At 68.6% G+C, this 10,241-nt stretch carries 10 protein-coding genes; all 10 read right to left on the bottom strand.

Going from position 1 to position 10,241, the window contains the following annotated elements; genetic code table 11:
* Position 1 precedes the first annotated feature (1 nt).
* Positions 2-1,108 (bottom strand): CobW family GTP-binding protein, encoded by a 1,107-nt coding sequence (locus LQR33_RS16285; protein WP_231469714.1) that lies wholly within the window; start codon positions 1,106-1,108, stop codon positions 2-4.
* Complete coding sequence (cobJ, locus tag LQR33_RS16290) at positions 1,105-2,649, bottom strand: precorrin-3B C(17)-methyltransferase (protein WP_231469716.1); 1,545 nt, start codon at positions 2,647-2,649, stop codon at positions 1,105-1,107. The genes LQR33_RS16285 and cobJ overlap by 4 nt, the downstream gene beginning before the upstream one ends.
* 338 nt (positions 2,650-2,987) lie before the next feature.
* On the bottom strand, positions 2,988-3,731 hold the full coding sequence (locus tag LQR33_RS16295) for a cobalamin biosynthesis protein (RefSeq protein WP_221668577.1): 744 nt from the start codon (positions 3,729-3,731) through the stop codon (positions 2,988-2,990).
* Positions 3,728-4,531 (bottom strand): precorrin-4 C(11)-methyltransferase, encoded by an 804-nt coding sequence (gene cobM, locus LQR33_RS16300; protein WP_221668578.1) that lies wholly within the window; start codon positions 4,529-4,531, stop codon positions 3,728-3,730. The genes LQR33_RS16295 and cobM overlap by 4 nt, the downstream gene beginning before the upstream one ends.
* A complete protein-coding gene (cobI, locus tag LQR33_RS16305) occupies positions 4,528-5,256 on the bottom strand; it encodes a precorrin-2 C(20)-methyltransferase (protein WP_221668579.1) in 729 nt (242 codons plus the stop codon). The genes cobM and cobI overlap by 4 nt, the downstream gene beginning before the upstream one ends.
* A complete protein-coding gene (cbiD, locus tag LQR33_RS16310) occupies positions 5,253-6,386 on the bottom strand; it encodes a cobalt-precorrin-5B (C(1))-methyltransferase CbiD (protein ID WP_231469718.1) in 1,134 nt (377 codons plus the stop codon). The genes cobI and cbiD overlap by 4 nt, the downstream gene beginning before the upstream one ends.
* On the bottom strand, positions 6,383-7,948 hold the full coding sequence (locus LQR33_RS16315) for a precorrin-8X methylmutase (RefSeq protein ID WP_231469720.1): 1,566 nt from the start codon (positions 7,946-7,948) through the stop codon (positions 6,383-6,385). Before LQR33_RS16315 ends, cbiD begins: the two co-directional genes overlap by 4 nt.
* Complete coding sequence (locus LQR33_RS16320; RefSeq protein WP_011135120.1) at positions 7,945-8,646, bottom strand: cobalt-precorrin-7 (C(5))-methyltransferase; 702 nt, start codon at positions 8,644-8,646, stop codon at positions 7,945-7,947. Before LQR33_RS16320 ends, LQR33_RS16315 begins: the two co-directional genes overlap by 4 nt.
* A gap of 68 nt (positions 8,647-8,714) precedes the next feature.
* A complete protein-coding gene (gene cobA / locus LQR33_RS16325) occupies positions 8,715-9,533 on the bottom strand; it encodes a uroporphyrinogen-III C-methyltransferase (protein WP_231178405.1) in 819 nt (272 codons plus the stop codon).
* Between the two features lies 1 nt (position 9,534).
* On the bottom strand, positions 9,535-10,241 hold a 707-nt coding region (locus LQR33_RS16330; protein WP_231469722.1), incomplete at its 5' end, for a vWA domain-containing protein.

The raw sequence follows: 10,241 nt of genomic DNA on the forward strand, positions 1-10,241 counted from the left end.
CCTAGCTCCAATGCGCGCCGGTGATGTCGCGCAGCAAGGCCACCACGCGCGGGCGGCTGGGGTGGTAGCCGATGAAGATAAGTTGGGCTTGGCGCGGCGCGGCCAGCGTGTCGTCGCGGCTGAGCTCGATGCGGCTGCGCACGCCCTGGGCCAGCAGCCGGCCGGGGCCGTCGGCGCAGGCGGCGAAGCCCTTGATGCGCAGCAGCGGCTCCTCGCGGGCGATGGCCTCCAGCGCGGCGACCAGCTTGTCGGCGCGCTGCGCCTCTTTGCTGCGGATCATGAACGATTGCCAGCCCGGGTCCTGCTCGTGGAAATGCTTGTGGGTGGACAGCCCGTGGCTGTGCGCGGCCTGGCCGCCGTGGCTGTGGCCGTCCAGCAGCGTCTGGTTGGCCAGCGGCCGCATCGCGAGGCCCGGCATGCTGGCTACCGGGCCGTAGTGGCGGTGCGCCGCAGGCGCGGCTTCGTGCAGATGCAGGCCCAGCGTCAGCCGGGTGTCCAGCTTGGCTTGATAAGCCAGCTCGATGAAGCGGATCGACGGCGCCTGGCGGCGCACAGCTTCCTCCGCCGCCAGCAGTTCGTCGGCGGACAGCGCGTCTATCTTGTTCAGCACCACGATGTCGGCGTGGCCCAGCTGCTGGTCGAACAGCTCTGCAACCGCGTCGGCCTTGCCCTGGTCTCCCGCCGGCGCGAAATGGCCGGCCAGCAGCAGCGGGGTGTCGACCACCGCCAGCGTGGCGTCCAGCACGAAGTAGGGCGCCAGCGCCTCGCTTTGCAGCTGGGCCATCACCGCGCTGGGCAGCGCGAGGCCCGAGGTTTCAATCAGCACGTGGTCTATCTGCTGGCGGCGCTGCCACAGCGCCAGCATGGTGGGCAGGAAGTCGGCGTCGTCGTCGTAGGCGACCAGGCCGTTGGCGAGGTCGTGGATTTCCACGCCGCCGGCGTCGGCGTCGCGCAGCAGTCCGCCGTCTATCGACACCTCGCCGAACTCGTTGACCAGAATGGCCAGCCGGCGCTGCTTGTTGTTTTCCAGCAGCTTGGACAGCAGCGTGGTCTTGCCGGCGCCGAGGAAACCGGTCAATACGGTGACGGGAAGCCGCGGAGCGCTCATGGCTGGCCTCCCTGCGGCAGGGCCGCCAGCACGGCGTCAAAGTCGCTGAAGGTTTGCGGATAGTCCAGCTGAGGCCTATCGATGACGATGAACGGGATGCCCAACGCGGCGGCGGCGGCGGCCTTGGCGTCGAAGCCGCCGGCCTCGCCGCTGTCCTTGCTGATCACGCAGTCTATGCCCCAGTCGCGCCACAGCGCCTCGTTGGCGGCCTGCGAGAACGGGCCCTGCATCGCGCAGATGCGCGAGCGCGGGATGCCCAGGTCCAGCGCCCGCTGCAAATGCTGCGGGTCCGGGGCCAGGCGGACGAACCATTGCTGTTGTTTCTCGGTGTCGGCGGCGAGGAAGCGGTGCAGCTCCTTGCTGCCGGTGGCGAGGAAGACGCGTTTTCCTTTAGCCATCGCCAGCTTGGCGGCCGCGTCGCTGTCGGCGCAGCGGATGACCGGATGCGCGCTGCCGCTGGCCGGGCGCTCGTAGCGCAGATAGGGCAGGGCCAGCTCCTCGGCCAGCGCCATCAACTGCTGCGACATCTCGCTGGCGTAGGGGTGGGTGGCGTCGACGATGGCGCTGGCCTGGCTGCCCGACAGCAGCTCGCGGCGGCGCTCCACGCCCAGCCGGCCGCTGACGGTGGCCACGCCGGGCACCGCCTGCTGAGCCTGCTCGTTGCCATAATCGCTGGCGCTGCTGACCACCACCGCGCGGCCGGTTTCGGCGATGGCGCGGGACAGCGCGTTGCCGTCGCTGGTGCCGGAAAACACCCAGGCCGCGCCGGCGGGCAGCGCGTCGGCCTTGACCGTGTCGCTGGTGTTGTCCCAGTTGAAGTAGCCGCGCGGGGTGAACATCCAGTTGCGCTTGCGGCGGGTGAAGCGGTTGCCGATGACGATGCTGGTGAGCATGTCGAAGCGGCGGGTCCGCAGCTCGGCCAGCGTGACTATCTCCACCGCCTGGTCCTCGCGGTAGGCGTTGCGGACGATGCCGCACAATGTCTCAGGCTTTTTGTGCTCCAGCATGATGTCCAGGATGCGGTAGACGCCTTCCTGGCGCTGGCGGCTTTGCACGTTGTAGAACACCACCGCCAGGTCGGCCTGGGCGATGTGACGGGCGCGGGTTTCGATCCACTCCCACGGGCACAGCAGGTCGGACAGGCTCAGCGTGGCGAAGTCGTGCGACAGCGGCGCGCCGAGCAAGGACGCGCAGGAGTTGGCCGAAGTGATGCCAGGAATCAGCTGCACGTCGAAGCCATCGTCCTCGCGCATGTCCTCGTAGGCCAGCGTGGCCATCGCATAGACGCCGATGTCGCCGCTGGACAGCAGGGCCACGGTCTTGCCGGCGCGGGCTTCTTCCAGCGCCAGCTGCGCGCGTTCGCGTTCCTGGGTCAGCGGCAGGGTGCGGATGTCTTTGCCGGCTATCCACGGTTGCACCCAGGTCAGGTAGAGATCGTAAGACACGATTACGTCGCTTGCGGCCAGCGCCTGGCGGGCGAGGTCGGGGATCAGTTCGGCGCGGCCGGGGCCGACCGAGACGAGGTAGAGTTTGCCGGTCATTCTGTCATCCATTGTTGCGTAGGCGAAAGTTCTGGCTTGGCCGGGGCATTTCGCTTTTTAAAGTCATTTTGCGTGCCTGCTTCGCAGGCGATGTTTTGGGGCGGTTCCACCGCTGGGGGCAAGGGGGGCTGCGCGGCCAGCCCCCCTTGCAACCCCCAGGCCGCCCCCGCGTCCCCGAAACCCCGGAGCAAACATGCCCGGCAAGGCGCTGCCGAACTCGCCGCGCGCTAGCGTCGCGCGGCTCAAACAAGCGGCAGCTTAAAACCTTGCCAAGCATGTTTGCTCCGGCGGGGGCGAAGGGGGGATGGGTGGCGTCGAAGTCATTTGGGCCTGTGTATTTAAAAGGCGTTGTCTTCGACAATGGCCACTGTCACACCGTCGACAGCGGTCTTGGGCACGATCAGCCGTCCCCTGGGGCTGGCGATCAGCGCGCACGGCTCGCACACGCCGTCCACGCCTACGTTCTGCCGCACCCAGTCCGACGGCGCGCCGGTCCAGCCGCGGGCGGCGACGTCTTCGCGGGAGATGACGCGCAGGGGCAGCGCGTGGCGGGCGCAGAAGGCCAAGAGGCCAAGCTCGTCGGCCTTCAGGTCTATCGTCGCCACTTCGCGCACGTCGGTCAGCGGCCGGCCGGCCAAGGCGTGCAGCACGGCCTGTTCGATGGCCTCGGCGCTCTTGCCGCGGCGGCAGCCGATGCCCAGCGTCAGCGGCTTGATCGCCTCCGTCGCGGTGGTGATAGTCGGCACCGCGCCGGTCAGCCGCGCCGCTTCGTAGGCCAGCGCATTGGCGCCGCCTTCGTGGCCGGACAACAGCGGGATGGCGAAGCGGGCGGCTTCGTCCATCACCACCACCGCCGGGTCGCTGTACTTGCTTTGCGGCAGGCCGTCCAGATAGCGGACGGCGATGCCGCTGGCCATTACCAGAATCCAGTGGCTGTGCGCATGAAAGGCGGCGCGGAATTGCTCGCGGCCGCTGGCGCCGGCATCCAGCCACGGCTGGTACAGATGGGCATCCAGCGCCGCCGCCAGCTTCCGGCCCAAGGGCAGCGCCTCGGCGCGCACCAGCCACACGGCGCGCCTCATGCCAGGTTTTCTTTCTGCAGGCTGGCCCGCTTGGCCTTGCGGTCGTCGCCGTCGCGGAAGATGTGGGTGAAGCCGGCCGCGTACAGGCTGGATTCGACGCCGCCTTCGCGCGACAGCGCCTCGCCGACCAAGAGCAGCGTGGTCAGCAGCCAGTCCTTCTGTTTCACCTCGTCCAGCATCTTGCCCAGCGTGCTGCGGTGGACCGATTGGTCCGGCCAGCTGGCGCGGCGCACCAGCGCCACCGGGGTGGTGGGCGGGTAGTGCAGCGCCAGGTCGGCGACGGTCTGCTTCAGCCGCTGGCCGGACAGGAAAATGCACATCGTCGCGCGGTGGGCGGCGAAGCTGGCGATGGATTCCGTCTCTGGCACCGCGCTGGCGCGGCCGCTGGTGCGGGTCAGGATGATGGACTGCGACACTTCGGGGCGGGTCAGTTCGCTGCCCAACGCGGCGGCGGCGGCGGTGAACGAGGACACGCCGGGGACCACTTCGTAGGCGATGCCCAGCGCTTCCAGCCGGCGCATCTGCTCGTTGGTGGCGCCGTAGATCGCCGGGTCGCCGGAGTGCAGCCGCGCCACGTCCTTGTCTTCGGCCTGGGCGCGGCGGTACAGCGCTTCCTGTTGGTCCAGGTTCAGCTCGGCGGTGTCGTGGATCTCCGCGTCCGGGCGGCAGTGGCTGAGCATCTCGGCCGGCACCAGCGAGCCGGCGTACAGCACCATGGGGGCCGTGCCCAACAGGCGGCTGCCGCGCAGCGTGATCAGGTCGGCGGCGCCGGGGCCGGCGCCGATGAAATACACTTTCATGAGTGGCGTCTTTCTCTGGCTGTCTTGCGGATCAGCATGGTGGCGAGGTAGCCGCTGGCGTCGGCGTCCAATTGCGAGACGTCGGCGCACAGCACTTCGCCGGGCAGGCCGATGCGGCGGGCGAAGGCGCACAACTGGGCGATGCCCATCTGGTTCAATAGCGCCAGCACGTCCGGCAGCCGCTTGCCTATCTTCATCAGCACGATGAGGTCGTGGCTGTCGATGTCGGCTCTCAGCGCTTCCATATCGTCGGGGCAGGGCAGGATCAGGATGCGTTCCTTGCCTTCGCCCAGCGGCCAGGACAGCGCCGACGCGGTGGCGGCGAAGCTGGTGACGCCGGGGAAGGTCTGCGTTTCCAGTTCCGGCAGCATTTCGCGCAGCGCCGCCAGCAGGTAGCCGTAAGTGGAGTAGGTCATCGAGTCGCCTATGGTCAGGTAGGCGACGTTCCGGCCGGTTTTCAATTCGGCGGCCAGTTGTTCGGCCAGCGCGCCGTAATGGCGCGACAGCGCGCCGCGGTCCGGATTCATCTCGAACTCGATCTCGCGGAAGCGGCTTTCGTCCAGCTCCAGCCCGGCTAGGCATTGGCGGGCGACCGACGTGTCGCTGGAGGTGGCGCGCGGCAGGTAGACGGTATCTGCCTCGCGCAGCGCGGCCAGCGCCGCCATCGGGATCAAGCCGGCCGGGCCGGGGCCTACGCCTATGCCTATCAATCGTCCCAGCCTCATGCGGCCTCTCCCAGCGGGGTGCCATCCATGCTGAACAGCCGCACGGCCACCTGCCGCACGCTGGGCACCTTGCTCGCCATCAGCGCGGCGGTGCGGCGTTCTATTTCCATCCAGTAGCCGCGCGGGTCCGGCTGGCTGCTCATGATCTGCACTACGTTCTCCACGGTATTCGCTTGTTTGATTTGCGCCACCAATTCGGGCGGATAGCCCAGATCGGCGGCGACGCCGGCGACGGCGTCCATCGCCATGCCGCTCTTGCCGGAGTGGGTGTCCCAGACGCCGTCCAGCAGCTTGGCGATCTTGCCCGGGTGGCCCAGCACCCACAGCGTGTCGAGGATGCGGCCTTGCTCGATCAGCACCGATTCGGCGAAGTCCAGCGAATCGCCGACGAAGTTGGCGATCTGCACCACCTGCTTTTTTTCCAGCCCCAGCGTGTCGGCGGCGTAGCCGCGGCCTATCTTGCCGGGGGTGAAGGCGATGGCCGGCGGCAGCTCGCCCAGCGCCACCCGCACATAAACTTCGATCGATGCGATCCACGCCGCCTGCGACATCGGCTCGACGATGCCGCTGGTGCCCAGAATTGAGATGCCGCCGACGATGCCCAGCATCGGGTTGAAGGTGCGCTTGGCGATCTTGTCGCCGTCGACACAGCCTATCGCCAGGTCGAAGCCGGGGTCGGGCCGGCCGGCCAGCGCTTCCTCCACCGCCATCCGCATCATCTGCCGCGGCACCGGGTTGATGGCCGGCTCGCCGGGCGGGATGCGCAGGCCGGGCTGGGTGACCATGCCGACGCCGGGCGCGGCCAGGAAGCGCAGCGCGCCGCTGCCGTTTATCCTCACCTCGGCGAATATCGTCGCGCCGTCGGTGTTGTCCGGGTCGTCGCCGGCGTACTTCAGCACTTCGGCGCGGACAGTATCTTTGTCCAGCCAGGCCACGCTTTCTACCGGCACCGCCAGGTAAAAATCCGGGTCCGGCAGGCTGATGAAGACCTCGTCGGCGTCCACGCCGTCCAGCAGCATCAGCAGCGCCGCCTTGGCGGCGGCGGTGGCGCAGCTGCCGGTGGTGCGGCCGCGGCGCATGCCGTTGGGGGCCGGGGCGGCGAGATCGTAAGGCTGGCGCACCGGGCTCATTCTTCCCGTTGCTGTTGCTGATGGACGTGTTCGATCGCGTCTATCATCAGCGCGTTGACCACGGTGGCCGCCCATGGCGAGCCGCCGCGGGTGCCGCGGTTGGTGATGCGCGGCACTTGCAGCAGCGCGCGCAGCTCTTCCTTGCATTCGCGGGTGCCGACGAAGCCCACCGGCAGGCCCACCACCAGCTGCGGCCGCCAGCCGTGATCGCGCACCAGCCGTACCACTTCGCGGATGGCGGTCGGCGCGTCGCCTATCGCCACCACGCAGTCGTTGCCGAACTTTTGCCAGGCGCGGCGGATGCCGGCGGCTGAGCGGGTGATGCCGTTGGCCTCGGCCAACAGCCGGGTTTCCTCGTCGTGCACGCCGCACCAGGTCTCCACCTCCAGCTGGCGCAGCACTTCGCGCTTGAGGCCGGTTTCCACCATGGTGACGTCGGTGACCACGCGGCGGCAGCGCAGCAGCGCGCGCATGCCGGTTTCGCAGGCGCCAGCCGAGAAGAACAGGTCGTCCACGCTGTTGAAGTCGCCGGTGGTGTGCACCAGCCGCATCAGCGCGGTGCGCTGCTCGGCGGGGAAGGCCGACCAGTCGCGGCCCTCGTCTATGATGCGCATGCTTTCCGCTTCGATAGGATGCGGGGTGTAGCGCTTCCAGGCCGGCGGCTGATTGGCGGCAGGCTCGCGCTCCAGCAGGCCGCGCACTTTGCCGTGGTGGCTGCGCTGCGGCTCGCCTACCTGCTGTTCGAAGCCGACGATCTGCACCCGGTATTTGCACAGCGCGCAGTTCATCGCCGCGCGGCCTTCGACGCCTTCCTGCGCGCGCTCCAGGAATACCTCGGCCACTTGCGGGTCCGGGCCCAGATAGTCGGCGCTGAGCACCTCGATTTCCGGGTGGCGCGCCGCCAGGTCCGCCGCCGCGCCGTAGATGCGCTTGACCAGCACGCCGTCGAACAGGAAGTAGGGCAGCACCACGATGCGGCGGTAGCCGAGCATGGCGGCGGCGCGCAGGCCGTCGGCCACCAGCGGCTTGGCGGTGCCGGAATAGCAGACGAAAGACGCGGCGAAGCCCAGGCCTTCCTCCAGCATCCGCGCGAGCTTGGAGATTTCGGAGTTGGCGTCCGGGTCGGAGGTGCCGCGGCCCACCACCACCAGACAGGTGTCGTTGCGCGACACGGTGTGCGGCGACGCGGCTTCGGCCTCGACGATGCGCTGGCGGCACAGCGCCAACAGCCGCGGATGCAGGTCCAACGCCGCGCCGAAGTGGAAAGTTACGCCCGGATGCGCCTGCTGCAGCGCCAACAGCTCGCTGGGCATGTCGTTCTTGGCGTGGGTGGCGGCCAACAGCACGCCTGGCACCATCACCACGGTTTTGGCGCCGGCGGCGATCACCTGATCCACCGCCTCGTCTATGGTCGGGGTGGCGAATTCCAGAAAGCCGTGGGCGACGGGGCACTCGCCGGCGCGCGCCTTCAGCGCGTCCACCAGCTGCATGAATTCGTTCACCCCGTCCGGGTCGCGGCTGCCGTGGCCGGCCAGCACGATGGCGTAGTCTGGCTGGCTCATTTGTGGGTCGGCTCGATCTGGCTGTCCATCGGCGCGAGCGTGCGGATCAGCATGATGCTCATGTCGGAGAAGCGCTGCTCGGCGCACTCGGCCAGCGTGCCGCGCCATTCCGCCTCGTTGCGGGTCAGGTTTTCCCACACCTCCACCGGCTGGCCGGCCGGGATGCCGTTTTCCAGCAGATAGGCGGCGATGTGCCAGGGCATGAAGGAGCGCGCTTCGTCCCAGGGGCAGGGGATCACGATGGCGTTGCGGCCGTCCTGCAGCACGTGCACCAGGTGGCGTTTGAACGGGGTCAGGTCGCCGCGGCGGTGGAAGGTGATGAAGCTGGTTTCGTCGAAGCACACCTTGCCGCGCGAGGCCAGGATCTGCGCCGACGAGATGCCCGGTATTGTTTCCACCGGGTGGCCGCAGGCGCGCTCCACCCGCTCCAGGTACTGGAAGCCGCTGAAGTGGATGTCGCCCATGAACACCACCACGCATTTCTTGCCGGCATGGTGGCGCTCGGCGACGATGTCCAGCTGGGCCACCTGGTCGCGGTAGCCCATCTGTATCACTTCGGCGCTGTCCGGGATCAGCGGGCGCACCACGTCCACCACCGCGTTGAAGCCGGCCACCACGTCGGCCTCGCGTATCAGTTGGGCCGAGCGCTGCGGCAGGTAGCCGATGTCGCCGGGGCCGGCGCCTATGCAGATGATCATGCGTATTCCTTTGGCTGCAATGTAGTCATTCGATTCTGTTCTACAGGACCCGGCAAAGCCGGGCCTCTTCACTGTGCGAGTTCAGTCGGCAGCCACTTGGACTCATTCCCAATCCCCCCGCCCTTGCCCTGCAAGGGAGCCTCGCTGCGCTCGAGCGCTGAGGGTCTACAGGACGCCAGCGCCACCGTCGGTCCGATGACGATCAGCGCCGGGCTGTGGATGCCGGCCGCGCTCATGTCTTGTTCCAAAGCGTCCAGGGTGCTCAGCACCTGGCGCTGCTGCGGCAGGGTGCCGTTTTCTATCGCCGCCGCCGGGGTGTCGGCTGCGAGGCCGTGGCGCAGCAGCTCGGCGCGGATCAGCGGCAAGCGTTTGACGCCCATATAGATCACCAGCGTCATGCCGCTTTGCGCCAGCGCCTGCCAGTTGGGCTCGTCGCCGTCCTGGTGCGGGTGGCCGGAGACGAAGGTGACGCCGTGGACGAAGCTGCGGTGGGTCAGCGGAATGCCCAGCGTGGCCGGCACCGCCAGGCCGGCGCTGAGACCGTTGACGATCTCCACCTCGATGCCGGCCGCTTGCAGCGTCAACATTTCCTCGCCGCCGCGGCCGAAGACGAAGGGATCGCCGCCCTTGAGGCGCGCCACTGTTTTGCCGGCGCGGGCTTCGTCTATCATCCGCTGCTCGATGGCGGCCTGCGGCGTCGACGGGCAGCCGCCGCGCTTGCCCACCGGCACGATTTCGGCGTCCGGCCGCAGCATGGCGCGAATGTCCGGATGCACCAGGTCATCCACAAGCGCCACGTCGGCCAGCTTCAGGCAGCGCGCGGCCTTCAGCGTCAGCATGTCCAGGTCGCCGGGGCCGGCGCCTATCAGATAAACCTTGCCCGTCATCTCAGCGGCCCAGTCTTTGTTGTATCGTCAATGTCAGCTGCTCGCCGGTCAGGGCGTCGCAAGCCAGGTATTCCGCGCCCAGCGCTTCGGCCAGCTCGCGGGCGCGGCCCAGGCGGACGAAGTCCTGTTCGGTATCCAGCACCAGCGCCGGCGCGCCGGCCAGCTGGCCGGCCAGGTCCAGCGCCTGCCGCCATGGGTCGCCATCCCCGTCCAGCGCCACATTGGCGCGGCCGTCGCTGAGGACAACCAACAGCGGCGCGGGGCCGCCTAGCTGGCGGGACAGCGTGTCGGCGGCCAACGCCAAGGCGTGGGCCAGCGGGGTGCGGCCGCCGGTGGGCAGCTCGCGCAGCGCCAGTTCGGCCTGTTCGACGCGGTTGCACGGCGGCAGCAACAGCTCGGCCTTCTGGCCGCGGAAGGCGATCAGCGCCACCTGGTCGCGGCGGCGGTAGGCGTCTTCCAGCAGGCTCAGTACTGTGCCCTTGACCTGTTCCATCCGTTGCCGCGCCGCCATCGAGCCCGAGGCGTCCACCACCAGCAGGATCAAGTTGCCCTGCTTGGCGACGCGGACCTTGTCGTGCAGATCGGCGCGGGTGACGGCGAAATGGTCCGGATCGCGCAAGATCGCGTGGCGCAGCGTGGCGTCCACCGCCAGCTGGGCCGGTTGCGGATTGGCCTCGGCGCGCACGTAATGGCCGCGCTGGCGACTGG

The organism is Chromobacterium piscinae (assembly GCF_021129175.1).
In the GTDB taxonomy this organism is placed as follows: Bacteria; Pseudomonadota; Gammaproteobacteria; order Burkholderiales; family Chromobacteriaceae; genus Chromobacterium; species Chromobacterium piscinae.

What these genes read in the sequence shown, in the direction of transcription:
- cobI (WP_221668579.1), bottom strand. Translation starts at nt 5,256, where the DNA reads ATGAGGCTGGGACGATTGATAGGCATAGGCGTAGGCCCCGGCCCGGCC.
- cbiD (WP_231469718.1), bottom strand. Translation starts at nt 6,386, where the DNA reads ATGAGCCCGGTGCGCCAGCCTTACGATCTCGCCGCCCCGGCCCCCAAC.
- cobJ (WP_231469716.1), bottom strand. Translation starts at nt 2,649, where the DNA reads ATGACCGGCAAACTCTACCTCGTCTCGGTCGGCCCCGGCCGCGCCGAA.
- cobA (WP_231178405.1), bottom strand. Translation starts at nt 9,533, where the DNA reads ATGACGGGCAAGGTTTATCTGATAGGCGCCGGCCCCGGCGACCTGGAC.
- LQR33_RS16285 (WP_231469714.1), bottom strand. Translation starts at nt 1,108, where the DNA reads ATGAGCGCTCCGCGGCTTCCCGTCACCGTATTGACCGGTTTCCTCGGC.
- LQR33_RS16295 (WP_221668577.1), bottom strand. Translation starts at nt 3,731, where the DNA reads ATGAGGCGCGCCGTGTGGCTGGTGCGCGCCGAGGCGCTGCCCTTGGGC.
- LQR33_RS16320 (WP_011135120.1), bottom strand. Translation starts at nt 8,646, where the DNA reads ATGATCATCTGCATAGGCGCCGGCCCCGGCGACATCGGCTACCTGCCG.
- LQR33_RS16315 (WP_231469720.1), bottom strand. Translation starts at nt 7,948, where the DNA reads ATGAGCCAGCCAGACTACGCCATCGTGCTGGCCGGCCACGGCAGCCGC.
- cobM (WP_221668578.1), bottom strand. Translation starts at nt 4,531, where the DNA reads ATGAAAGTGTATTTCATCGGCGCCGGCCCCGGCGCCGCCGACCTGATC.